The sequence below is a fragment of the Paraburkholderia antibiotica genome (assembly GCF_012927125.1).
In the GTDB taxonomy this organism is placed as follows: domain Bacteria; phylum Pseudomonadota; class Gammaproteobacteria; order Burkholderiales; family Burkholderiaceae; genus Paraburkholderia; species Paraburkholderia antibiotica.
The window spans coordinates 122,571-147,801 of record NZ_JABBFZ010000013.1; the positions used below are offsets into that span (position 1 = coordinate 122,571).

Annotated in this window: 21 protein-coding genes and 1 pseudogene; 17 read left to right on the forward strand and 5 right to left on the reverse strand. The window is 63.7% G+C overall.

From position 1 onward, the window contains the following. Positions 1–201: 201 nt before the first annotated feature. From HHL14_RS20840 to HHL14_RS20850, 3 genes are all read left to right on the forward strand, one after another. Positions 202–1,272 carry a homocysteine S-methyltransferase family protein gene (locus HHL14_RS20840; RefSeq protein ID WP_169499508.1) on the forward strand — a complete coding sequence of 357 codons (1,071 nt, stop codon included), beginning with the start codon at positions 202–204 and terminating at the stop codon, positions 1,270–1,272. 74 nt (positions 1,273–1,346) lie between these two features. Beyond that, the gene (gene metH / locus HHL14_RS20845) at positions 1,347–4,079 is read left to right on the forward strand and encodes a methionine synthase (protein ID WP_329601712.1); all 2,733 of its coding nucleotides are present in this window, start codon (positions 1,347–1,349) and stop codon (positions 4,077–4,079) included. Between the two features lie 250 nt (positions 4,080–4,329). Then, positions 4,330–4,539, forward strand: a complete 210-nt coding sequence (locus HHL14_RS20850) for an acid-shock protein (RefSeq protein ID WP_169499510.1) — start codon at positions 4,330–4,332, stop codon at positions 4,537–4,539. A 177-nt stretch (positions 4,540–4,716) separates the two neighbouring features. Here HHL14_RS20850 and HHL14_RS20855 read toward each other — a convergent pair whose 3' ends face one another. Beyond that, positions 4,717–5,043: a DUF1840 domain-containing protein gene (locus HHL14_RS20855; protein WP_169499511.1), complete on the reverse strand. Its 327-nt coding sequence runs from the start codon at positions 5,041–5,043 to the stop codon at positions 4,717–4,719. A 434-nt stretch (positions 5,044–5,477) separates the two neighbouring features. Here HHL14_RS20855 and argS point away from each other — a divergent pair, with 434 nt between their 5' ends. The 6 genes from argS to HHL14_RS20885 all read left to right on the forward strand — a co-directional run bounded on the left by argS (position 5,478) and on the right by HHL14_RS20885 (position 12,446). Then, entirely contained in the window at positions 5,478–7,268 is a 1,791-nt protein-coding gene (argS, locus tag HHL14_RS20860; RefSeq protein ID WP_169499512.1) for an arginine--tRNA ligase, read from the forward strand. A 61-nt stretch (positions 7,269–7,329) separates the two neighbouring features. After that, entirely contained in the window at positions 7,330–8,145 is an 816-nt protein-coding gene (locus tag HHL14_RS20865; RefSeq protein WP_169499513.1) for an SPOR domain-containing protein, read from the forward strand. A gap of 182 nt (positions 8,146–8,327) precedes the next feature. Then, positions 8,328–8,966: a thiol:disulfide interchange protein DsbA/DsbL gene (locus tag HHL14_RS20870; protein WP_169499514.1), complete on the forward strand. Its 639-nt coding sequence runs from the start codon at positions 8,328–8,330 to the stop codon at positions 8,964–8,966. Positions 8,967–8,981: 15 nt separating this feature from the next. Then, the gene (locus HHL14_RS20875; RefSeq protein WP_169499515.1) at positions 8,982–9,755 is read left to right on the forward strand and encodes an SDR family oxidoreductase; all 774 of its coding nucleotides are present in this window, start codon (positions 8,982–8,984) and stop codon (positions 9,753–9,755) included. A 3-nt stretch (positions 9,756–9,758) separates the two neighbouring features. Further along, a complete protein-coding gene (locus tag HHL14_RS20880) occupies positions 9,759–10,574 on the forward strand; it encodes a helical backbone metal receptor (RefSeq protein ID WP_169499516.1) in 816 nt (271 codons plus the stop codon). A 285-nt stretch (positions 10,575–10,859) separates the two neighbouring features. Continuing rightward, positions 10,860–12,446 carry an ABC transporter substrate-binding protein gene (locus tag HHL14_RS20885; RefSeq protein ID WP_169499517.1) on the forward strand — a complete coding sequence of 529 codons (1,587 nt, stop codon included), beginning with the start codon at positions 10,860–10,862 and terminating at the stop codon, positions 12,444–12,446. Positions 12,447–12,574: 128 nt separating this feature from the next. Here HHL14_RS20885 and HHL14_RS20890 read toward each other — a convergent pair whose 3' ends face one another. After that, positions 12,575–13,120 carry a hypothetical protein gene (locus HHL14_RS20890; RefSeq protein ID WP_329601707.1) on the reverse strand — a complete coding sequence of 182 codons (546 nt, stop codon included), beginning with the start codon at positions 13,118–13,120 and terminating at the stop codon, positions 12,575–12,577. 19 nt (positions 13,121–13,139) lie between these two features. Next, on the reverse strand, positions 13,140–13,742 hold the full coding sequence (locus tag HHL14_RS20895) for a DUF6782 family putative metallopeptidase (RefSeq protein ID WP_169499518.1): 603 nt from the start codon (positions 13,740–13,742) through the stop codon (positions 13,140–13,142). Positions 13,743–14,399: 657 nt separating this feature from the next. On the opposite strand from HHL14_RS20895, the gene HHL14_RS20900 reads away from it, so the two are divergent. Continuing rightward, on the forward strand, positions 14,400–14,840 hold the full coding sequence (locus HHL14_RS20900; RefSeq protein ID WP_169499519.1) for a lysozyme inhibitor LprI family protein: 441 nt from the start codon (positions 14,400–14,402) through the stop codon (positions 14,838–14,840). An 89-nt stretch (positions 14,841–14,929) separates the two neighbouring features. Here HHL14_RS20900 and HHL14_RS20905 read toward each other — a convergent pair whose 3' ends face one another. Further along, on the reverse strand, positions 14,930–16,003 hold the full coding sequence (locus tag HHL14_RS20905) for an MBL fold metallo-hydrolase (protein ID WP_169499520.1): 1,074 nt from the start codon (positions 16,001–16,003) through the stop codon (positions 14,930–14,932). Between the two features lie 160 nt (positions 16,004–16,163). Here HHL14_RS20905 and HHL14_RS20910 point away from each other — a divergent pair, with 160 nt between their 5' ends. The 7 genes and pseudogenes from HHL14_RS20910 to HHL14_RS20940 all read left to right on the forward strand — a co-directional run bounded on the left by HHL14_RS20910 (position 16,164) and on the right by HHL14_RS20940 (position 24,004). Further along, complete coding sequence (locus HHL14_RS20910; RefSeq protein WP_169499521.1) at positions 16,164–16,568, forward strand: MerR family transcriptional regulator; 405 nt, start codon at positions 16,164–16,166, stop codon at positions 16,566–16,568. A 31-nt stretch (positions 16,569–16,599) separates the two neighbouring features. Further along, on the forward strand, positions 16,600–18,426 hold the full coding sequence (gene aceK, locus HHL14_RS20915) for a bifunctional isocitrate dehydrogenase kinase/phosphatase (protein ID WP_169499522.1): 1,827 nt from the start codon (positions 16,600–16,602) through the stop codon (positions 18,424–18,426). Between the two features lie 60 nt (positions 18,427–18,486). Continuing rightward, positions 18,487–19,695 (forward strand): acetyl-CoA C-acetyltransferase, encoded by a 1,209-nt coding sequence (locus HHL14_RS20920; RefSeq protein WP_169499523.1) that lies wholly within the window; start codon positions 18,487–18,489, stop codon positions 19,693–19,695. Positions 19,696–19,738: 43 nt separating this feature from the next. After that, positions 19,739–20,416 carry an SDR family oxidoreductase gene (locus HHL14_RS20925; protein ID WP_169499524.1) on the forward strand — a complete coding sequence of 226 codons (678 nt, stop codon included), beginning with the start codon at positions 19,739–19,741 and terminating at the stop codon, positions 20,414–20,416. Between the two features lie 38 nt (positions 20,417–20,454). Then, a pseudogene (locus tag HHL14_RS20930) lies at positions 20,455–21,578 on the forward strand (acyl-CoA dehydrogenase family protein). A gap of 5 nt (positions 21,579–21,583) precedes the next feature. Next, entirely contained in the window at positions 21,584–22,039 is a 456-nt protein-coding gene (locus HHL14_RS20935; protein WP_169499525.1) for a YchJ family protein, read from the forward strand. Between the two features lie 654 nt (positions 22,040–22,693). Then, positions 22,694–24,004 carry a dienelactone hydrolase family protein gene (locus HHL14_RS20940; RefSeq protein ID WP_169499526.1) on the forward strand — a complete coding sequence of 437 codons (1,311 nt, stop codon included), beginning with the start codon at positions 22,694–22,696 and terminating at the stop codon, positions 24,002–24,004. Positions 24,005–24,034: 30 nt separating this feature from the next. Here the strand turns inward: HHL14_RS20940 and HHL14_RS20945 are convergent, their stop codons facing one another. Next, positions 24,035–25,216, reverse strand: a complete 1,182-nt coding sequence (locus HHL14_RS20945) for a lipid-transfer protein (protein WP_169499527.1) — start codon at positions 25,214–25,216, stop codon at positions 24,035–24,037. Between the last annotated feature and the right edge of the window lie 15 nt (positions 25,217–25,231).

Genomic DNA, 25,231 nt, shown 5'->3' on the forward strand with positions numbered 1-25,231 from the left:
AATCGCGCCGCCCAGCTAGCGAGTCCTCACATCGAACAGCAGGTATCGCTGTGCACTTCTTCTCGACTGCTGTGCCCCATCGCTGGACCCGGCAATCACTACCCGATGCACCGCCCACGCCCGGCGCATCCCGCCGGCAACGGCTACAATGACAGGTTTTCCGCCAACGCCGGCCAACGCTGGCATAAGCCCCCGTCCGCCATGACCCAGCCCGCCCAAACCGCCACGCCAGTCCGTTCCGACGCCGCCTACACGCGCGGCGCCGCGCTGCCCGCGCTGCTGAACTCGCGCATCCTGATCCTGGACGGCGCGATGGGCACGATGATCCAGCGCTACAAGCTCGACGAAGCCCGTTATCGCGGCGAGCGCTTCAAGGACTACGAGCGCGACATCAAGGGCAACAACGAGCTGCTGTCGATCACGCAGCCGCAGATCATCGCCGAGATTCACGAGCAGTATCTGGCGGCGGGCGCGGACATCATCGAGACCAACACGTTCGGCGCGACCACCGTCGCGCAGGCCGATTACGGCATGGAGTCGCTCGCGATCGAGATGAACGTCGAATCGGCGAAGCTCGCGCGCGCCGCGTGCGACAAGTACTCGACGCCGGACAAGCCGCGCTTCGTCGCCGGCGCGATCGGCCCGACGCCGAAGACCGCCAGCATTTCGCCCGACGTCAACGATCCGGGCGCGCGCAACGTGACCTTCGACGAACTGCGCACCGCTTATTACGAGCAGGCGAAGGCGCTGCTCGACGGCGGCTGCGACCTGTTCCTCGTCGAAACGATCTTCGACACGCTGAACGCGAAGGCTGCCCTCTTCGCACTCGACGAACTGTTCGAGGACACCGGCGAGCGTCTGCCGATCATGATCTCCGGCACCGTCACCGACGCATCGGGGCGCATTCTGTCGGGCCAGACCGTCGAGGCATTCTGGAACTCGCTGCGTCACGCGAAGCCACTCACGTTCGGTCTGAACTGCGCGCTCGGCGCGGCGCTGATGCGCCCGTACGTCGCCGAACTCGCGAAGCTGTGCGACACCTACGTGTCGTGCTATCCGAACGCCGGCCTGCCGAATCCGATGAGCGACACCGGCTTCGACGAACTGCCCGCCGATACCTCCGGACTGCTGAAGGAATTCGCCGAAGCGGGCCTCGTCAACGTCGCGGGCGGTTGCTGCGGCACGACGCCCGAGCACATCGCGGCGATCGCGAAGGCGCTCGCCGAGCTGAAGCCGCGCAAGTGGCCGACGCAGTATCGCGACGCGGCCTGAACGCCGCCTGAAGCACTTCACCCGGACGCCCCGCACGTCCTGCACGACCTGCAAGCCCCTTAACGCACGCACCGATTCGCACCTACGCCATGACCGATCACACCATGCGCCTTGCCGGCCTCGAGCCGTTCAACGTCACGACCGGAACGCTTTTCATCAACGTCGGCGAACGCACCAACGTGACCGGCTCGAAGGCGTTCGCGCGAATGATCCTGAACAATCAGTTCGACGAAGCATTGGCCGTCGCGCGTCAGCAGGTCGAAAACGGCGCGCAGGTGATCGACGTGAACATGGACGAGGCGATGCTCGATTCGAAAGCGGCAATGGTGCGCTTCATGAATCTGATCGCGTCGGAACCGGACATCGCGCGAGTGCCGATCATGATCGACTCGTCGAAGTGGGACGTGATCGAGGCGGGTCTCAAGTGCGTGCAGGGCAAGGCGATCGTCAACTCGATCTCGCTGAAGGAAGGCAAGGAGCAGTTCGTTCATCACGCGAAGCTGATTCGCCGCTACGGCGCGGCCAGCGTCGTGATGGCCTTCGACGAGCAGGGCCAGGCCGACACGTTCGAGCGCAAGAAGGAAATCTGCCAGCGCTCATACGAGATTCTCGTCAACGAAGTCGGCTTTCCGCCCGAAGACATCATCTTCGATCCGAACATCTTCGCGGTCGCGACCGGCATCGAGGAACACAACAACTACGCGGTCGACTTCATCGAGGGAACCCGCTGGATCAAGCAGAACCTGCCGTACGCGAAGGTGAGCGGCGGCGTGTCGAACGTGTCGTTCTCGTTCCGCGGCAACGACCCGGTGCGCGAGGCGATCCACACCGTGTTCCTCTATCACGCGATCCAGGCGGGGATGGACATGGGCATCGTCAACGCGGGCCAGCTCGGCGTGTATGCCGAGCTCGATCCCGAACTGCGCGATCGCGTCGAAGACGTCGTGCTGAATCGCCGCGAAGACGGCACCGACCGCCTGCTCGAAATCGCCGACAAGTTCAAGACCGGCGCCGCGAAGAAGGAAGAGAACCTCGAGTGGCGCAACCAGCCGGTCGAAAAGCGTCTCGCGCATGCGCTCGTGAGCGGCATCACCACGTTCATCGTCGAAGATACCGAGGAAGTGCGCGCGAAGATCGCCGCCGCGGGCGGGCGTCCGATCAACGTGATCGAAGGTCCGCTGATGGACGGCATGAACATCGTCGGCGACCTGTTCGGTCAGGGCAAGATGTTCCTGCCGCAGGTCGTGAAATCGGCACGCGTGATGAAGCAGGCGGTCGCGCATCTGATCCCGTTCATCGAGGAAGAAAAGCGTCAGGTCGCGGCCGCCGGCGGCGACGTACGCGCGAAGGGCAAGATCGTCATCGCGACGGTGAAGGGCGACGTGCACGACATCGGCAAGAACATCGTGTCGGTGGTGCTCCAGTGCAATAACTTCGAAGTGGTCAACATGGGCGTGATGGTCCCGTGCAGCGAGATCCTCGCGAAAGCGAAGGTCGAGGGCGCGGACATCATCGGGCTGTCGGGCCTGATTACACCGAGTCTCGAAGAGATGGCCTACGTCGCGGCGGAAATGCAGCGCGACGACTATTTCCGCGTGAAGAAGATTCCGCTGCTGATCGGCGGCGCGACCACCTCGCGCGTGCACACCGCCGTGAAGATCGCGCCGCATTACGAAGGGCCGGTGGTCTACGTGCCGGACGCGTCGCGCTCGGTGTCGGTCGCCTCGAGCCTGCTGTCCGACGAAGGCGCGACGAAGTACATCGACGAGCTGAACGCCGACTACAACCGTATCCGCGACCAGCACGCCAACAAGAAAGCGCAGCCGATGGTCACGCTCGCCGAAGCGCGCGCCAACAAGGCGAAGATCGACTGGGCCGGCTATCAACCGGTCAAGCCGAAGTTCATCGGCCGCCGCGTGTTCAAGAACTTCGATCTGAACGAGCTCGCGAACTACATCGACTGGGGTCCGTTCTTCCAGACCTGGGATCTGGCCGGCCCGTATCCGGCGATCCTCAACGACGAGATCGTCGGCGAATCGGCGCGGCGCGTGTTCTCGGACGGCAAGTCGATGCTCGCGCGCCTGATCCAGGGCCGCTGGCTGCAGGCAAACGGCGTGATCGCGCTGCTGCCGGCCAACACGGTCAACGACGACGACATCGAAATCTACACGGACGAATCGCGTACCGAAGTCGCGCTGACGTGGCGTAACCTGCGCCAGCAAAGCGTGCGGCCGGTGGTGGACGGCGTGATGCGGCCGAACCGCTCGCTCGCCGACTTCATCGCGCCGAAGGATTCGGGCGTGGCCGACTATATCGGCATGTTCGCGGTGACGGCGGGTCTGGGCGTCGACGTGAAGGAAAAGCAGTTCGAGAAAGATCACGACGACTACAGCGCGATCATGCTGAAGGCCCTCGCGGACCGGCTCGCCGAAGCGTTCGCCGAAGCGATGCACGCGCGCGCGCGGCGCGACCTGTGGGGCTACGCGAACAGCGAAACCCTCTCCAACGACGAGCTGATCGCCGAAAAATATCGCGGCATCCGCCCGGCGCCCGGCTATCCGGCCTGCCCGGACCACCTCGTGAAGCGCGACATGTTCGAGGTGCTGCAAGCCGAAGAAATCGGCATGAGCGTCACCGAATCCCTCGCGATGCTGCCGGCCGCCAGCGTGTCGGGCTTTTACCTCGCGCATCCGGACAGCACCTACTTCTCGGTCGGCAAGATCGGCGCGGACCAGCTCGACGACTACGCGCAGCGGATGGCGCTGTCGAAGACCGACGCCGAGCGCGCACTGGCGCCGCTGCTGTAAGCGGCGCCAGTGCGTGTGGTTGCCGTGGTCACCGTGGCTCGAGCGGCCCCGTGACCCGCATGCCCCAGTGGGCGCGGCGCAACAACGGGATGCTCCCGGATGACGCGCCGCCCACTATATCGCCGCTGAAAGCCTGAATATTTGCCGTCACGGCATTTTCGGCTTTGTAGACTGAGTCGGCTTTCATCCTGTCAGGCGCGGCCAGAACGCGCCGGCCTACCGAGATTGCAACCGTCAACGGAGAAATCGTATGAAGAAGCTGACGCTGGTACTGACCGCTGTTTCGCTGGCCGCGGGCGCTTCCGTGGCGCTCGCGCAAACCGCCGCGCCGGGCGCGTCGAGCGAGGTCAGTTCGTACTCGCCGCCCACCGAAAAGCACGTGAAGAAACCGAAGAAGAAAAAAATGAAGAAAGGCGCGTCCGCGCCGGCGGCTGCACCGGCGGACGCCGCGAGCCAGTGAGCGGCGCCGCCTGCGCGCCCTGAATGACGAAGAGCCCGCATCGAGCGGGCTCTTCTGTTTTGCGGCGCGGGCCATGCCGACACGCTTCGTGCGAGGCGCCGCCGCGCACCGGTTCGACTGGATGCCGCGCCCCCTCTACCGCAGCCGCCCGGCCTCTTCAGCCTCGGCGCGCCGGAATCACAACCCCCAAACGATATCGGCGTTTTCCTTCTGCGCCGCCCGCAGCATGTCGAGGAACGGATACGCGCGTTGCGCGAGTCCGGGCGGAATCTCGTGATGCTCGTGACCATCCTCGCCTTCGTGGAAATGGCCGTCGTGCTCGGCGCGCTCCTGCTTGTCGAAGGTGATCGCCGCTTCGAGCTTTTCGATCGCCGCGCCCAGTTCCTCGTGAGTGATCACACCCCGCTCTCCCAGCCGTTTGCCGACGATCCCGACCAGATAGCTCGCGAGATTTTCCAGCATCATCACGTCCGGGCAGGCGTGGCACTTGAAAGTAATCAGCATGACTGTTCCCTTTTTCGTTATGTCGGGTTGACGCGCGAGCGGCCCGCGAGCGACCTGAGCGCGCTCGACGCGACGCCGTGCGGGCACGGCGGCCGCGGCCGCCTGCGGCCATCTCATTGAACATATTAGCACCTGCTAAAATCCGTCTGAACGGAAAAGCGTGCCGCTAGGCGCCGCCTGCAGCAAGGCTGCGACGAGCGGGACACCAGCGCGCGGCACGGTGCCTGAAGCCTGCGTCGCAACCTGCGTGCCGCGCGAAAGCGCATGACGGCAAACCGCCATGCTCGCCCATCGCGTCGCGGGCCCTGCGCCGGTCGACACGTCGGGTCCGCGCATGCTCGCGACGCCCGCCGCCGCTTTCCACACCTGCGCGACCGGCCGCGGCCGGCGCCTCTTCCGCCTTACCGGATTGCCTCACTGGACTCGCAACAAGCATGCTGCCCGCACATAAACACACACTCGAAACACTGCTCGCCGAGACGGTGAACCAGGTCGCGCTCGCCACCCAGGGCGCCGCCGAAGCCGCTTTCGTATCGCCCACCATCGCGCTCGAACGCCCGAAAGTCGCCGCGCACGGCGACGTCGCGTGCAACGTCGCGATGCAGCTCGCCAAGCCGCTGCGCGCCAATCCGCGCCAGCTCGCGCAACAGATCGTCGATGCGCTGCTCGCCAACCCGCAGGCCGAAGGCCTGATCGACGCCGCCGAAGTCGCGGGCCCCGGCTTCATCAACCTGCGCCTGACGGCCGCGGCCAAGCAGGCGGTGGTCGGCGCGGTGTTCGCCGAAGGCGCCGCGTACGGCCGCTCGCAGCGCGAAGCCGGCAAGCATGTGCTGGTCGAATTCGTGTCGGCGAACCCGACCGGTCCGCTGCACGTCGGCCACGGCCGCCAGGCCGCGCTCGGCGACGCACTGTCGAACGTGCTTGCGTCGCAGGGCTGGGACGTGCATCGCGAGTTCTACTACAACGACGCCGGCGTGCAGATCCACACGCTCGCGCTGTCGACCCAGGCGCGCGCGCGCGGCATCGCCCCCGGCGACGAAGGCTGGCCCGCGTCGGCGTACAACGGCGACTACATCGCCGAAATCGCACGCGACTACATGAGCGGCGCCACGGTCGAGGCAAGCGACGGCGCGCCCGTCACCGGCGCGCGCGACGTCGAAGACCTGGAAGCGATCCGCCGCTTCGCGGTCGCCTATCTGCGCCGCGAACAGGACATGGACCTGCAGGCGTTCGGCGTGAAGTTCGACCGCTACTACCTGGAGTCGTCGCTATACACGGAAGGCCGGGTCGAGAAGACCGTGCAGGCACTCGTCGACGCCGGCAAGACCTACGAGCAGGAAGGCGCGCTGTGGCTGCGCACCACCGACGACGGCGACGACAAGGACCGCGTGATGCGCAAGACCGACGGCACCTACACGTACTTCGTGCCGGACGTCGCCTACCACGTCGCCAAGTGGGAGCGCGGCTTCACCAAAGTTATCAATGTTCAGGGCTCGGACCACCACGGCACGATCGCGCGCGTGCGCGCCGGCCTGCAGGGTCTCGGCATCGGCATTCCGAAGGGCTACCCCGACTACATCCTGCACAAGATGGTCACGGTGATGCGCAACGGCGAAGAGGTGAAGATCTCGAAGCGCGCCGGCAGCTACGTGACCGTGCGCGACCTGATCGAATGGTCGGGCGGCGCGACGCCGGGCTCGGAAGCCGCGGTCGATCTGATCGACGAGGAAACCATCCGCCGCGGCCGCGACGCGGTGCGCTTCTTCCTGATTTCGCGTAAGGCCGACACGGAATTCGTGTTCGACATCGACCTCGCGCTGAAGCAGAACGACGAGAACCCGGTCCACTACGTGCAGTATGCGCACGCGCGGATCTGCTCGGTGATCGCCGAATGCAACACGCGCTACGGCATCGACGAGAGCACGCTCGCCAGCATCGACCTCGCGCCGCTTTCAAGCGAACGCTCGATGGCGCTGCTGAACAAGCTCGCCGAATTCCCGGACATGCTCCAGCACGCGGCCGACGAACTCGCGCCGCACGCGGTCGCGTTCTACCTGCGCGACCTCGCCGGTGAATTCCACTCGTTCTACAATGACCGGGCCGAGCGCGTGCTGGTCGACGATGCGGCCGAACGCAACGCGCGCGTCGCCCTGCTCGCGGCCACGCGCCAGGTGCTGGCCAACGGTCTCGCGACGATCGGCGTCTCCGCTCCCGTCAAGATGTAACCCCTCCGGCGCAATATGCATGCGGCCGTCGTTATAATCGACGGCCGTTCCTGGATTCTTTTTGCAGGTGATTCGTACGATGGCAAAACCACGCCGCACAACAAAGCAATCGAAGCAAACCGGGGGTACTTTCATCGGTATCGTGCTGGGACTGATCGTCGGTCTGGCAATCGCGGTCGTGGTGGCGCTGTACATCACCCGTGCGCCTACGCCGTTCGTGTCGAAGGTCGCGCCGCCCGCGGCGCCGGACAACGGCGCGAGCCAGCCGCAATACGATCCGAACCGGCCGCTGCAAGGCAAGACGCCGGGTCAGCCGGTGCCGCAGGCCGCGCAACCCGCGCCGCCGAACACCGCGCCGGGTCAGACCAACGCGCAGACCCAGTCGGGCATGCTCGAAGAGCCGCAGATCGTCGAAGTGCCGCCGTCGGCTGGTAATACGAACGGTACGGCGGTCGCGCCGAAGCCCGCGCAGGACAACAGCGGCATCGTGGCTCCCGCGCCGGTGAAGAAGCCGCAGGCATCGAGCACGCCGGCCGCCACCGCGGCAGGCTCCGCGCCGAAGACCACCAGCACGCCGAGCGCCACCGCGAACAACGCCAAGCCGGGCTCGACCGCCGCACCGGCGCCGGGTGACGCGAACACCGGCTACTTCCTGCAGGTGGGCGCCTACAAGACCTCCGCCGACGCCGAACAACAGCGCGCACGCCTCGCGTTCCAGGGCTTCGAGTCGAAGGTCACGCAGCGCGACGCGGGCGGCGTCACGTACTACCGCGTGCGCATCGGGCCGTTCTCGAAGTTCGAGGACATGAATTCGAGCCGTCAGCGTCTGTCGGACGCGGGCGTCGATACCGCCGTGATCCGCTTCACCAAACAATAAATAAACGGTAACGCCGACCCGTGCGACGCCCCCGAACTATCGGCGCGCTGCGCGGGTCACAAGCACGATGGCCGCTTCGAACTAACCGACTGGTGGGTCGGGCGGCCATGCCGAATCCGAAAAAGCGCTGACGGGCCGTTCGCATGGCGTCATCGCACTACTGCCTTATCTGGGTCTACAACATGAAAAAACTGCTGAGCATCCTGTTTCTCTCGCTGGGTCTGATCGCGGCCACCGCGCATGCGTCGCCGGCTGCACCGGTCGCGGGCAAGGACTACACCGTGCTAGCCACGCCGCAGCCCACCGACGTGCCGGCCGGCAAGATCGAAGTCACCGAGTTCTTCTGGTACGGCTGCCCGCACTGCAACGAATTCAACCCGTTCCTCGAAGCGTGGATCAAGAGGCAGGGTCCGGACGTCGTGTTCCGCCGCGTGCCGGTCGCCTTCCGCGACGACTTCATCCCGCATTCGAAGATGTTCCATGCACTCGACGCGCTCGGCGTCGAACACGAACTGACGCCGAAGATCTTCAACGAAATCCACGTCAACAAGAACTATCTGCTGACGCCGGAAGATCAGGCCAAATTCCTCGCCAAGCTCGGCGTCGACCCGAAGAAGTACATGGAAGCGTACAACTCGTTCTCGACGCAAAGCTCGCTGCAGAAGGACAAGAAGCTGCTCGACGACTACAAGATCGAAGGCGTGCCGACGCTCGCCGTGCAGGGCAAGTATGAAACCGGCCCGGCCGCGACCGGCACCCTGCCGGGCACGATCCAGGTGCTCGACTACCTCGTCTCGCAAGTCCGCGCCAAGAAGATGTAATTACGAGGCGCCGGTATGACTTCACCGCTGAAGGTTTTCATTACCGGCGCATCGAGCGGCATCGGCCTCGCGCTCGCCGGCGAATACGCCCGGCGCGGCGCGATTCTCGGCCTCGTCGCCCGTCGCGGCGACGCGCTCGCCGCGTTCCAGCAGTCCCATCCCCAGAACACCGTTTCGATTTACGCCGTCGACGTGCGCGACGCGGAAGCGCTCGCCGAAGCGGCCGCGCGCTTCATCGCCGAACACGGTATGCCCGACGTCGTGATCGCCAATGCCGGCATCAGCCGCGGCGCGCTCACCGGTCACGGCGATCTGCGCACGTTCCGCGAAGTGATGGACATCAATTATTTCGGCATGGTCGCGACGTTCGAGCCGTTTGCCGCGGCGATGGTCGCCGCTCGGCGCGGCACGCTCGTCGGCATCGCCAGCGTGGCCGGCGTGCGCGGCCTGCCGGGCTCGGGCGCGTACAGCGCGTCGAAATCGGCGGCGCTCAAGTATCTCGAAGCACTGCGCGTCGAGATGCGGCCGCAGGGCGTCGGCGTCGTCACGATCGCACCGGGCTACATCCGCACGCCGATGACCGAGCACAATCCGTACAACATGCCGTTCCTGATGGATGCGGACCGTTTCGCGGCGAAAGTCGCGCGGGCGGTCGAGCGGCAGACCTCGTTCGCGGTATTCCCGTGGCAGATGCGGGTGGCCGCCATGCTACTGCACGTGCTGCCGCGCTGGCTCTACGACCGCGTGTTCGAACGCGCGCCGCGCAAGCCGCGCGCCGTCGCCGAGTAGCGCATGAATCCCCGTGCGGTCGATGCAGCCGGCGTCGCGCACGAGCCAGCCGGCGCCGCCGCGCGCATCGTATCGCTGGTGCCAAGCCTCACCGAAACGCTGTTCGCGCTGGGGCTCGAACGGCAAATCGTCGGGCGCACGGGCTTTTGCGTGCATCCGCGCGACAAGGTCCAGGCGGTACGCAAGGTCGGCGGCACCAAGGCCGTCAAGCTCGACGCGATCCGCGCGCTGTGCCCCACCCACCTGATTGTCAATATCGACGAAAACGAGCGCGACACCGTCGAGCAACTGCGCGCGTTCGTGCCGCATATCGTCGTCACCCATCCGCAAACGCCGCGCGACAACCTCGCGTTGTACGCGCTGCTCGGCGCGATCTTCGGACGCGAGCAGCAGGCGCAGCGCCTCGCCGACGCGCTCGACGCACGGCTGCGGGAAGCCGCCGCGCACCACTTCGCCGCGCAGAACGTGCTGTACCTGATCTGGCGCGAACCGTGGATGAGCGTCGCGCGCGACACCTACATCGCCGCGATGCTGCGGCTCGTGAACTGGCACACGCTGCCCGACGTGCAAGGCGGCACGCAGGGCGCCGCGCGTTATCCGACGCTCGATTTCGACGCCGCGCCGTGGCTCGCGCAGGTCGATCGCGTGCTGCTGTCGAGCGAGCCGTACCGCTTCACCTCCGCGCATCGCGAAGCGCTCGCGCGCGAGCCGCGCATGGCCGGCAAGCACATCGAGCTGATCGACGGGGAAATGGCCTCGTGGTACGGCGTGCGCGCGATCGACGGTATCGCCTATCTGCTGCGGCACGCGGCGGCGTGAGTGGCAACACGAGCGGCGACATGAGCCGGGCCGCCGGCCCACGCGCCGCCGCACCCATATGGATATGTGGATTAAATTGTTGTCGCCATAATCGCCCTTCGATAAGCTTTCGCGAAGACGCGCCGCCGGCCCCGCACGAGGCCGGGATCGCCCGATCTGTACGGCGGCGCCGGGAACGTATCACAATCGTTGCGACGCGCGCGCCGGGATCGCTGCCCGCTCACGCATCGCCGCCATAAACACAACCAGACGCACAGCCTGACTGCGCTCGTTACCGGAGATCCTATGCGCTTCAAACTGCTCGCAGCCGCCATCCTGTTCACAGCGCCCGCGCTCGTGCTCGCCAAACCGCTGACCGTCTGCACCGAATCGAGCCCCGACGGCTTCGACGTCGTGCAGTTCAACTCGCTCGTCACGACCAATGCGTCGGCCGACGTGATCTTCAACTCGCTGGTGTCGTTCGACGAAGGCGCGAAGAAGGTCGTCCCGGCACTCGCGGACAAGTGGGAAGTGAGCGCCGACGGCCTCATCTACACGTTCCATCTGCGCCCGAACGTGCAGTTCCAGACCACCGACTACTTCAAGCCGACGCGCGCGCTGAACGCCGACGACGTGGTCTTCACGTTCAACCGCATGCTCGACGACAACAATCCGTGGCACAAGGTGACGGGTGCGAGCGGCTTCCCGCATGCGCAGTCGATGGGGCTGCCGAAGCTGATCAAGTCGATTACCAAAGTCGACGACAACACCGTCAAATTCGAACTGAACGAGCCGAACGCGACCTTCGTGTCGATCCTGACGATGGGCTTCGCGTCGATCTATTCGGCCGAATACGCGGACCAGTTGCTGAAGGCCGGCAAACAGGTCGACCTGAACGCGAAGCCGATCGGCACCGGACCGTTCGTGCTGAAGAGCTACACGAAGGACGCGGTGATCCGCTACGACGCGAACCCGACCTACTGGGGGACGAAGCCGAAGATCGAGCGCCTGATCTATGCGATCACGCCCGACGCGACCGTGCGCGCACAAAAGGTGAAGGCCGGCGAATGCCAGATCGCGCTGTCGCCGAAGCCGCAGGATCTCGCCGACGCGAAGAAAGACAAGTCGCTCGCGATCGTTCAAACGCCGGCATTCATGACCGCGTTCGTCGCGCTGAACACGCAGAAGAAGCCGCTCGACAACCAGAAGGTGCGCGCCGCGCTGAACATGGCGTTCGACCGCACGACCTATCTGAAGACCGTGTTCGACAACACCGCGACGCCGGCCGTGAATCCGTTCCCGCCGAATACGTGGAGCTACAACCGCTCGATCAAGGGCTGGCCGTACGACCCGGCCAAGGCGAAAAAGCTGCTCGCCGAAGCGGGCTATCCGGACGGCTTCTCGACGACGATCTGGGTGCGTCCGAACGGCAGCGTGCTCAATCCGAATCCGAAAGCCGGCGCCGAGTTGCTACAGGCCGACTTCGCGAAGATCGGCGTGAAGGCGGAAGTGAAGGTGATCGAATGGGGCGAGCTGATCAAGCAGGCCAAGCAAGGCCAGCATGACACGCTGTTCATGGGCTGGGCCGGCGACAACGGCGATCCGGACAACTATCTGTCGCCGCTCTTCAGTTGCAACGCGGTGAAGTCGGGCATCAACTTCGCGCGCTTCTGCGATCAGGATCTCGACAAGCTGATCGCCGACGGCAAAGCCACCTCCGATATCGCCAAACGCACGAAGGCGTACGAAGCCGCGCAACAGATCATCCACGATGAGGCACTGTGGATTCCGCTTGGCTATCCGACGGCTGCGGCGATCACGCGCACGAACGTGAGTGGGTATCACGTGAGTCCGTTCGGACGGCAGAATTTTGGGACGGTGGTGGTGCAGTAAGTTTGCGCTGCGCTTGAAGATTGGTGTGTAAATAAAAAGCCGACCTTGGAGTCGGCTTTTTTGTTTCTGGATTCCGGGGGAGATAGCTTTCGCGCTGCCCGCCCCACGCCCTTGCGGATAATCCAGCACTACTTCACCGTACTATCCACATCTAACAATACGGGCTTAAAAGCCACGGACGAAAGACAATTTGGATTGCGCTCCTTGAAACTGAAAGATAGTTTTCCCCATTGAAGTACCGCGGAATACGACGTAACTTCATCGAGCGATATTCCACGCGGACGATCCGTGACTTTCAAGTCGCCGTAATGTTCGCGCACTGCGTTCAGGTCAGTACAAGCGCCGTCGAGATTTAGCACGAGAAAGCCCGGATGTCCCGGCTTGTGCCGGATACGCAAGTCCACCTTGCTGATTGTCATGCCGTCCGATAATTTGACCGGTCCACCTATGTAGAATCGAAATTCCCTGTTCAGGATAGGGTTACGACTCGAATCCTCCTCGAAAAGCTGAGTCGCAAGCACATGCTCGATATTGGCCCTGGTGAAGGGAATCTGTTGCACCAGTGTGTCAATGGCCTGCCATAGGGTCATGTTCGTTTGCGTCATCGGTAAATCTTTTCCTTGTTGACCGGTCGCGAAGTTACATCCGGCGAGCCAGCTTGTCAGGGCAAGCATTGCCAGTATCCTGATCGGCTTACTTGAGCGCGTACGCCTCGTCATACCAATTTCCATAGTAGTCAGCGTATGTCTGTCCAGTGTTCGATGTAATTTCTTTACCGAATGCGACTCCAATGGCTTGCCGGCATGCCGCGGCATTGCCGTCCTGCATGAACTTGTCATATGCAGCGTTGTAGGCCGCGGCATTCGCACCCGCGACACCGATATCTGGACCGCCATTGGCGAGAATTTCGCGCTGCGTGCGAATACTGCTCATCGTCGCCGCAGCCTCATCGGCCAATGTGCCGTTCACGTAAGCGGCTTTAGATGACAGATCTTCCTCGTAAGGATAAGCCGCATGCCGGACCTCATGAGATAAGACCTGCACATACTTGAGTGGCCGGCTTTGAAGACTTGCATCCAGCGTAATCATCTGGTCATTCCGGTTTGCAAAAGAACCCTTTCCGGCTTCCCCGTATTGAATTTTCCAACCGCTTACCCCCAATTTCTTCAGATCAGCCAGCAATCCTGGAGATTTTCCGATGAGGCGACTGACATCCTCGCCCACTTCACTCGCCATAAAATCGGTAACCGGAGCAGGTACAACCGGGCGGCGCACGGCCGATATGTTGACAGACACGACCGCATCCGCGCGTTCTCGTTGATTCGGGATCGACGCACCAGGACTCCTCGGCATTGAGATACGGTTACGCTTCGCTCTTTCCTCTTCGAGGTATCGCAGAACCTCCTGATGCGGTGGAACGAAAATAGAACGCGACTCTTGAGTTTCCCGCATATCGCCCGGGCTACCTCATGGTCTCTCATCATATGAACACGCGCCGCACTATCAGCTGCCGACAGCAGACCTCGCAATCTATACATCTCCCAACTGCTCGACGCCCACGCTTCCGGACTCGCCCGCCCCACAAACTGCTCATGCGCGACCTTCAATGCGTGCTCGACCTCGTTGAGGTCTTCGCGTGTAAATTGCCGGTCGACAAAACTCCAATAAGACGCCACCGAAAATGAACACCCTTGTTTTATATGCATGGTGTTCTGGCTAAAAATCATAAGGATTCCACACCACTCAGACAGGCAGACGGAACTCCAATCCTAGCGCCGAACTTTTATTTACATGCCATATCGATATTCTTTCTCCATCATCATTGACATCGCTCAAGAATACCACCGCACGATCCAAATCCTAAAATCACACAATAAAATTATGATATAGAAATGATTTTTATAATCCACCCTTCAATCAAAGAGTAATTCCGGCAAGAAAAATGACAATCCTATGCACAAGATAAAGCCCAACTATTTTTGTATAGCCGCAGGCCTTTCTTCGGCAGTCTTTGCAGCGCCGACTACCTCGTGGCAAGAAAAAACGCTACGAGAAGAATGCAGTGCATTCTCACAGGCAGGAATGCGTGACTGTCTGGCAAAAAAAGCCGAGAGTAGTCAAAAGACACTCAGGCAAGCCGAAGAGAAATTAGCCGGCACCCTCTCCAGATGGGACGAAGACAATAAGTATGTCGATCAGGCCAAAGCAGCGCTCGTCGAGTCAAACAAAAAATTCGCCGAATACCGCGAGACGCAATGCGAATTCTCGGCTTCGCTCAGTGGCGGCGCAGCCGGCAATGCACACGAAATGCACCATCTGGCTTGCATCTCGGAACTCAACAACAAGCGAGCCGAGCAACTACGCGACGCTGTCTCTGATTTGCCGTTGAAGTAGTGTGTACAAGTCAAAAAGCCCGGTTGCGCAGCAGCGCAACCGGGCTTTTTATATCGACACAACGTATAGAACTATAAAACCCCTACCGCTCAACCCGCCGCAAACCGAATCACCCCATCCGCATCCTGCGTGCGCTTCAACTCGCCAGCCAGCCACAGCAGATGCAAATGCGCGAGCGCCTCGCCCATCGCGAACGTCATCTGATGGATGTCGAGTTGGCGCTTGAACATCAGCGGCACGATATCCGCGGCGCTGCGCGGTTTTTCCGCGCAGGCCTCGCGCACTTCGGCAAGCCGCGCGTCGTGATGCTCGCGCAACTGACGAATCCGCGTGTGCATGCCGCGAAACGGCTTGCCGTGCGAAGGCAGTACCAGCGTATCTTCGGGCATCGTCTCGTAGCGACCCAGCGACTGCAGATACAGCGCGAGCGGCGAGCCCTCCGGCTCGATATCGAACACCGACACGTTGGTCGAAATACGCGGCAGCACCATGTCGCCGGAAATCAGCGTGCCGGTCTCCGCACAATGCAGCGCGCAGTGCTCCGGCGAATGGCCGAAGCCCGTCACCACGCGCCACGTCCGTCCGCCGATCTTCACGTCGTCGGCTTCGCGCAGACGCCGGTATTGCGCGGGAATCGCCGGCACGAGGCTCGTGTAATAGCTCTTGCGATTGCGCAGCTTGTCGAGCGACTCCTCATCGTTCAGGCCGTGTCGCGAGAAATGCCGCGCCGCCGCCTCGCCGCCCGCGTTCGAGCCGTCGCCAGTCGCCATCACGCGCGCCTGCATGTATTCGCCGAGCGTCATCCATAGCCGCACGTCCCAGCGCTTCTTCTCGCCGCCGCTGCAGACCCAGTGCGCAAGGCCGATGTGGTCCGGATGGCAATGCGTGACGATCACGCGCAACACCGGCAAACCGTCGAGCACCGTGTCGAACACGCTCTCCCAGTTCTGCTTGATCGTGTCCGACGTGATGCCGCAATCGACCACGGTCCAGCCCTGCTGTCCGTCGATCTCATCGCGCAACAGCCACAGGTTGATATGGTCGAGCGCGAACGGCAGCGGCATGCGCAGCCATAGCACGCCGGGCGCGACTTCCATCGTGCGGCCCGCGTCGGGCATCGTGTCGTTGAAGGGATACTGGAGTTGGTGTTCGAGTGCATTCATGGGGACTGTCTTCCTCCGTCGACTCTCCGGCATGGCGAGGTATGCGATACCGGTCGGCCTGGTTGTGGTTGCTTTCCGCTCTGCTTGACGATAACGTAAACGTCGATTCTATCGTCCAATCCGGTTTTGTGCCGGGCCAACCCGGCCACGGAATATCCCGATGAACACGCAATACACGATTACCGAGCTCGCCCGCGAATTCGACGTCACGCCACGCGCGATCCGCTTCTATGAAGATCAGGGTTTACTCTCGCCGAGCCGCGAAGGTTCGAGCGGCTTACGGCGCGTCTATTCGGGCCGCGACCGCACGCGGCTGAAGCTCACGCTGCGCGGCAAACGGCTCGGCTTCACGCTCTCCGAGATTCGCGACCTGCTCGACGTGTACGAGTCGCCGACCGACACCGTGCCGCAGCTGCACGCGTTTCTCGCGACCGTCTCGCGTCATCGCGAGGTGCTCGAGCGTCAGCGCGAAGATCTGAACGCGACGCTCGAAGATCTCGAGCAATACGAAGCGCAGGCGCGCGCGCTGCTCGACGGCGGCAAGCGCGAAGCGAAGCCTGCCTGACTCTGACCGGCGTTCCGGGAGTTCGCGTCTTATGAATCACTTCCCCAAACTGTTGTCGTCGCAAATCGGCTTCGACGTCGCGCAAACGATGCTAGAAGGATTCGATCGTCACTACCGGATCTTTCGCGACGCCGCGATTCACGCGAAGACGCTGTTCGAAACTGGCGACTGGCACGGCCTGCAGAAACTCGCGCGCGATCGCATCACGTCCTACGACGACCGCGTGAAGGAATGCGTGGAACTGCTGGAGGACGAGTACGACGCGGAGAACATCGACAGCGACGTATGGCAGCAGATCAAGCTGCACTACATCGGCCTGTTGACCACGCACCGTCAGCCCGAATGCGCGGAGACGTTTTTTAATTCGGTGTGCTGCAAGATTCTGCACCGCTCGTATTTCAACAACGACTTCATCTTCGTGCGCCCGGCGATCTCGACCGAATACATCGAGAACGACGAGCCGGCCGCGAAGCCGACCTATCGCGCGTATTACCCGGGCACCGACGGGCTCGCGGCCACGCTCGAGCGGATCGTCACGAACTTCCAGCTGGAGCCGCCGTTCGAGGATCTGAAACGCGACGTCGACTGCGTGATGCAATCGCTGCACGACGCGTTCGGCGTGTTCGACGAAAAGCCCAACTTCCAGATTCACGTGCTGTCGTCGCTGTTCTATCGCAATAAGGCCGCGCACATCGTCGGGCGCATCATCAATGGCGACGCACTGCTGCCGTTCGCGGTGCCGCTGCGTCACGTAAGGCCCGGCGTGCTCGCGCTCGACACCGTGCTGCTGCGGCGCGAACAACTGCTGATCATCTTCAGCTTCTCGCATTCGTACTTTCTGGTCGACATGGAAGTGCCGTCCGCGTACGTCGAGTTTCTGCGCACGATCATGCCGGGCAAGCCGAAGGCGGAAATCTATACGTCGGTGGGTTTGCAGAAGCAGGGCAAGAATCTGTTCTATCGCGACCTGCTGCATCATCTGTCGCATTCGAGCGACCGCTTCATCATCGCGCCCGGCATCAAGGGGCTCGTGATGCTGGTGTTCACGCTGCCGTCGTTTCCGTACGTGTTCAAGCTGATCAAGGATAACTTCCCGCCGCCGAAGGAAACCACGCGCGCGCAGATCCAGCAGAAGTATCAGCTCGTCAAACGACACGACCGGCTCGGCCGCATGGCCGACACGCTCGAATATTCGAGTGTCGCGCTGCCGCTGTCGCGACTCGACGACGCGCTGTTGCGTGAACTCGAAAAGGAAGTGCCATCGCTGATCGAATACGAGGGCGACAACCTCGTGATCCGCCATATGTACATCGAGCGGCGCATGGTGCCGCTGAACCTGTTCCTGCAGAACGGCAACGACGACGACGTCGAGCACGGCATCAAGGAGTATGGCAACGCGGTGAAGGAACTGATTCAGGCGAACATCTTCCCCGGCGACATGCTGTACAAGAACTTCGGCGTGACACGCCATGGCCGCGTGGTGTTCTACGACTACGACGAGATCGAGTACCTGACCGACTGCAACGTGCGCGCGGTGCCGCCGCCGCGCAACGAGGAAGACGAAATGTCCGGCGAGCCGTGGTACGCGGTCGGCCCGCACGACATTTTCCCGGAGACGTACGGCACGTTCCTGCTCGGCGATCCGCGCGTGCGTCGCTCGTTCATGCGGCATCACGCGGACTTCTTCGAACCCGCGTTGTGGCAGGGGCATAAGGATCATCTGTTGAAGGGCGAGTTGCCCGACTTTTTCCCGTACGACGAGAGCGTGCGCTTTTGCGTGCGCTATCCGGAGCGATTCGCCGGATTCGCCGACACGCCCGCCCTGCAGGCGAGCGAGCCCAGCGTACGCGTGGCGTAGGTCCAGCTTTCAGATAACGGTTCGGCCACGGTATCGGCCGGACGCTCAAGGAGCGCAGACATGAGTGATGCAAAACCCGAAGGAATCCTCGCGGACCCGATCGTCATCGTCGGTGCGGCGCGCACGCCGATGGCTGGTTTTCAGGGCGACTTCGCGACGCTGACCGCACCGCAACTCGGCGCGGCCGCGATCGAAGCGGCGGTACAACGCGCGGGCATCAAACCCGAACAGGTCGACGAAGTGGTGATGGGCTGCGTGCTGCCCGCTGGCCTCGGCCAGGCGCCCGCGCGCCAGGCGTCGCTCGGCGCGGGCCTGCCGCTCGCCGCCGGCAGCACGACGGTCAACAAGATGTGCGGCTCCGGCATGCGCGCGGCGATGTTCGCGCACGACATGCTGGCCGCGGGCTCGCTCGACGTGATCGTCGCGGGCGGCATGGAGAGTATGACCAACGCGCCGTACCTGTTGCCGAAGGGACGCGGCGGCATGCGCATGGGCCATGGCCAGGTGCTCGACCACATGTTCTACGACGGCCTCGAAGACGCGTACGAGAAAGGCCGGCTGATGGGCACATTCGCCGAGGAATGCGCGGCGTCGTTCGACTTCACGCGCGAAGCGCAGGACGCGTTCGCGGTCGAATCGCTGAACCGTGCGAAGCGCGCAAACGAGGACGGCTCGTTCGACTGGGAAATCGCACCGGTGAAAGTGGCCGGCCGCAAAGGCGACGTCACGATCACGCACGACGAGCAGCCGTTCAAGGCCAACCTGGAAAAGATCCCGACGCTCAAGCCCGCGTTCAGCAAGACCGGCACCGTGACCGCGGCGAATTCGTCGTCGATCTCGGACGGCGCGGCCGCACTCGTGATGATGCGCGAATCGACCGCGAAGCGGCTCGGCCTCACGCCGCTCGCGCGCGTGGTCGGTCATTCGACCTTCGCGCAGGAGCCCGCGAAGTTCACCACCGCGCCGGTCGGCGCGATCCGCAAGCTGTTCGAGAAGAACGGCTGGCGCGCGAGCGACGTCGATCTGTACGAGATCAACGAAGCCTTCGCGGTCGTCACGATGGCCGCGATGAAAGAACACGACCTGCCGCACGACAAGGTCAACGTGAACGGCGGCGCCTGTGCGCTCGGCCATCCGATCGGCGCATCGGGCGCGCGTATTCTCGTCACGCTGATCGGCGCGCTCAGAAAGCGCGGCGGCAAGCGCGGCGTCGCGACGCTGTGCATCGGTGGCGGCGAAGCAACCGCGATGGGTATCGAACTGGTCTGACGCGCGGCCTCTGCGGCGTGTCGGCAAAACCTTGAGGAATGCGATGAAAACAGTGTTGATCGTCGGTGCGTCGCGTGGCATCGGCCAGGAATTCGTACGGCAGTATCAGAAGAGCGGCTGGCGCGTGCTCGCCACCGCGCGCGACGGCGCCGCGCTCGATGCGTTGAACGAACTCGGCGCGGAAACGTTCGCGCTCGACGTGACCGCGCCCGAAGAAATCGCCGCGTTCGGCTGGAAGGTCGACGGTGAACGGCTCGACGCGGCGGTGCTCGTCTCGGGCGTGTATGGCCCGCGCACCGAAGGCATCGAAACGATCACCGCCGAGGACTTCGATCACGTGATGCACACGAACGTGCGCGGCCCGATGCAATTGCTGCCGATCCTGCTGCCGCTCGTCGAAGATGCGAACGGCGTGCTTGCGGTGATTTCGAGCCACATGGGCAGCATCGCCGATGCGAACGGCACGACCGGCTGGCTGTATCGCGCGAGCAAGGCGGCGCTGAACGACGTGCTGAAGCTCGCGTCGCTCGAAGCGCGGCGCGCGACCTGCGTGTCGCTGCATCCGGGCTGGGTGCGCACCGACATGGGCGGCTCGCAGGCCGCGCTCGATCCGGCGCGCAGCGTCACCGGCATGCGCGAGGTACTCGCGCAAGCAGCGGCCTCGCGCGATGCGTTCAACGGCAAGTTCTTCCAGTACGACGGCACGCAACTCGACTGGTAACGGGTAAGCGACGGCTTTGCAGGTGAGGAGACCCACTCATGGTGCTTGATCAGGATCACCAGATGGTGCGCGACGCGCTGCGCACCTTCGTACGCGACGCGATCACGCCGTACGCGGCGCAATGGGATCGCGAGCGCACTTTTCCGCGCGACGTGCACAAACAGCTCGCCGAACTCGGCGCCTACGGCGTGCTGGTGCCCGAAGCGTACGGCGGCGCCGGCATGGACGCGCTCGCGCTCGCGTTGATTCTCGAAGAAATCGCCGCCGGCGACGGCGGCACGTCGACCGCGATCTCGGTGAACAACTGTCCCGTGTGCAGCATCCTGCTCACCTATGGCAACGACGCGCAGAAGCGCGACTGGCTCACGCCGCTCGCGCGCGGCGAGATGCTCGGCGCGTTCTGCCTGACCGAGCCGCAAGCCGGCTCCGACGCGTCGGCGCTGCGCACCACCGCGACGGCGACGCGTACGTGCTCAACGGCGTCAAGCAGTTCATCACGAGCGGCAAGAACGGCAACGTCGCGATCGTGATGGCCGTCACCGACAAAACCGCCGGCAAGCGCGGCATCAGCGCGTTCATCGTGCCGACCGACACGCCGGGCTACGTGGTCGCGCGCGTCGAAGACAAGCTCGGCCAGCATTCGTCGGATACCGCGCAGATCGTGTTCGAGGATTGCCGCGTGCCGGCCGCGAATCTGATCGGCGCGGAGGGCGAAGGCTACCGGATCGCGCTGTCCGGTCTCGAAGGCGGACGCATCGGCATCGCCGCGCAAAGCGTCGGCATGGCGCGTGCCGCGTTCGAAGCCGCGTTGAGCTATGCGAAGGAACGCGAGAGTTTCGGCGTGCCGCTGTTCTCGCACCAGGCGGTGCAGTTCCGCCTCGCCGACATGGCGACGCAGCTTGAAGCCGCGCGTCAGTTGATCTGGCATGCGGCGTCGCTGAAAGATGCGGGTCAGCCGTGCCTCACCGAAGCGGCGATGGCGAAGCTGTTCGCATCCGAAGCGGCCGAGCGCATCTGTTCGGCGGCGTTGCAGATTCACGGCGGCTACGGTTATCTGAGCGACTTCCCGGTCGAGCGGATTTACCGCGACGTGCGCGTCTGCCAGATCTACGAAGGCACGAGCGATATCCAGAAGATCCTGATCGCCCGCGCGCTCAACTGAACTCCATGAATAAGCCATTGTTGTCATTGCAACGACCTGCCGACTGTCCGTGCGGTGGCGCCACGCCCGAAGTGCGCAGCGGCGCGGCCACCAAAGCGCCGCGTTTCGCGCAGTGCTGCGGCCGTTATATCGACGGCGGCGAAGTCGCGCCGCGCGCGCTCGAACTGATGCGCTCGCGCTATAGCGCGTACGTGCTCGGCGCGACCGACTACCTGCGCGCGACGTGGGACCCGCGCACCTGCCCCACCGATCTCGACGCGGACCCCGCCGCGCCCGACGCGCCGCGTTGGCTCGGACTCCAGATCAAATCGTTTGCGCAAAGCGACGCCGCGCATGCGACCGTCGAATTCGTCGCCCGCTACAAGGTGGGGGGACGTGCGCATCGGCTGCATGAGTTGAGCCGCTTCGTGCGCGGTGACGATGAGCGCTGGCGTTATGTCGACGGCGATGTCAGTGACTAGTCAATCAATCGCGCCCGTTAAGTACGCACTGCATTACATGCCGTGACACATAGCGCACTCGTCGTCGAATCTTTCCGCTGCCTTTCCATGATCTGACGATGTGCTTCGCGGCACCTCACATCAGGCCCTCATCGAGGGCCTTTTTCATTCCCGCTCGACGAGCTTTTCGTGTTGGCCTCGCACCACAGCACTTACACGACCTTTGCTCGTCGACTCCCGCCACACGTCACCAGGCCCCGCCCGTCGAGGCTTTCGCGCCTTCATCGACAGGCCTGCAATTTTTTCGTCGCGGGTTCTCCTTGATTGCACAAAACAAAATTGTCGTGCCAGGATGAGTCCGTAGTTTCGTGACGTCACGTTGCGAGAGCGGGTCATACCTGCTCCGTAAGATGAACGGGAAACCGGGCCGGCCGCCGCATCGATGCGAGCCGCGACGGTTCGAAGTCCATCCAGTGACGCTCATCATCGGCGCGTGGGGTCGCGTCGGCCGTTGGGTTCATCCCGTGCGATCTCGATTGGCGTGCGTGCGCTTGGCGCACAACGTACGCGAGTGAGTCTGTTTGTCGAAAATGCGGGCGAAAGCAGGATGTCAGCATGAGTTTCGGCACCCGGACCGCACGGAGTTCAGGACAGGTCTTTCAGGCAGGTGCGTCAATGATGTTGAGCAAGGTACTGAAGAAGTGTGCGGCGATCTGCGCCGTGGCCACTTGTGCTGTCGCGGTCGCGCATGCCGACCCGCTACACGTCACGCCTGCCGCCGCCCTGAACGCGACGCCGCTCAGCGACACCCAGGGGCCGCTCTCCAGCGCACGCGTACCGCGCCTCGCGCTCGACGACGACGCCTATCTGCCCACCGCGCACCTGAACGAAAAGATCATTCGCGTGCCGGTCGACGCCGACGGCTCCATCACGCTCGAAACGACGATCTACAAGCCGGACGGCCGCGGTCCGTTTCCGATGATCGTGTTCAATCACGGCAAGATTCAGGGCGACCCGCACACCCAGGAACGCAGCGACCCGCTGCCGCTCGCGCGCGAATTCGTGCGTCGCGGCTACGTGGTGGTCGCGCCGAACCGGCAGGGCTTCGGCAACTCGGACGGCGTGTACCAGCAGGACGGCTGCGATGTCGCGGCCAATGGCCTCGGCCAGGCCGCCGACGTCGCCGCGACGATCGACTACATGTCGAAGCAACCGTATGTCGACGCGACGCACATCGCGGTGGCCGGCACCTCGCACGGCGGTCTCGCGACCATCGCGTACGGCACCGAAGCCGCGCCCGGCGTGCGCGCGCTGATCAATTTCTCCGGCGGCCTGCGCCAGGATGCTTGCGAAGACTGGCAGGGCAACCTGACCCGCGCATTCGGCGCGTACGGCGAGAAAACCAAAGTGCCGTCGCTGTGGCTGTACGGCGATAACGATTCGGTGTGGAACGCCCCGCTCGTCGCGAACATGTACACCGCGTACCACGCGCACGGCGCGAGCGTGAAGATGATCGATTACGGCAACTACAAGAACGACGCGCATCGCCTCGTCGGCGATCGCGACGGCGTGCACGTGTGGTGGCCGGCCGTCGAGTCGTTCCTTGCGCGCGCGGGCATGCCGACGGCCGTGCAGTATCGCGTCGCCGATCCGAGCGCTCCGAAGGCGAGCGGTTTCGCCGCGCTCGACGCGGTGGACTCGGTGCCGTTCCTCGACGAAGCCGGCCGCAACGGCTATCGCAACTTCCTGCATCAGTACCCGAGCCGCGCGTTCGCGGTGTCGGATTCGGGCGCATGGTCGTGGGCCGAGGGCGGCGACGATCCGATGTCGGTCGCGGTGACGAATTGCCAGAAGCAGAGCGCCGATCCGTGCCGCCTCTATGCGGTCGATAACTCGGTGGTCTGGGGCAACCAGAATTCGCAGACCGCCGATGCCGGCGCGGCATCGGACGCCGATGGCCGACGCGCGATCGCGAGTCGCGAGTAACGCCTGCCCACCTCGCCGAATCCACCGACCTTAGTCCTTGCGATACAACGTCACGACGCACGCGCCGCCCAGCCCGATGTTGTGCTGAAGCGCGACACGCGCGCCGTCGACCTGTCTCGGCCCAGCCGTTCCGCGTAACTGCCACACGAGTTCGGTGCACTGCGCGAGCCCGGTCGCACCGAGCGGATGTCCTTTCGACAACAGCCCACCCGACGGATTCGTGACGATCCGGCCGCCATACGTGTTGTCCCGCTCGCGCACGAATCGCTCCGCGCCGCCCTCCTCGCACAACCCGAGCGCTTCGTAGCTGATGAGCTCGTTGCTGGTAAAGCAGTCGTGCAACTCGACGACGTCGAGATCTTCCGGACCGACGCCCGACGCTTCGTAGACCTGCTTCGCCGCCGCGGCCGACATGTCGTAGCCGACCATGCGCATCATCGAGGCGGGCGCGAAGCTGCCGGGGAAATCGGTCGTCATTGCCTGCGCGGCGATGTAGACCGCGTCCGCGTGGCCGTGACGCTTCGCGAAATCGTACGAGCACAACACGGCTGCGCTCGCGCCGCAGGTCGGCGGACAGCACTGGAACCGCGTGAGCGGGTCGTACACCTCGGCCGCTTCCATCACCTGCGCGAGTTCGAGCGGCTCGCGAAACAGCGCGTACGGATTGCGCGCCGCGTGCTCGCGCGCCTTCACCGAGATCAGCCCGAACGTATCCTTGCGCGCGCAGTAGCGCTCGATGTACTCGCGCCCCGCGCCGCCGAACATGCGCGCGGCGAGTGGCGCGGACGATTCACCCTGCAACGTGTCGAGCACATCCACGTGCCGTCCGAGCGGCGACGCGCGATCGTCGAACTGCGTGGTCAGCGCGCCCTTCGCCATCTGCTCGAAGCCGAGCGCGAGTACGCATTCGGCCGCGCCGCTCGCGATCGCCTGACGCGCGAGCCACAGCGCGGTCGATCCCGTCGAGCAGTTGTTGTTGACGTTGACGACCGGCACGCCGGTCATGCCGACCTCGTAGATCGCGCGCTGCCCGCAGGTCGAATCGCCATAGACGTAGCCCGCGTACACCTGTTCGATCGCATCGTAGGGAAAGCCGGCGTCGGTGAGCGCGGCGCGCGCGGCCTGAGCGGCCATTTCGTAGTACTGCGGACTCGCGCCCGGCTTCGAGAACGGAATCATCCCGACACCGACGACGTTGACACGACGATTCATGCTTGCCTCCGCAAA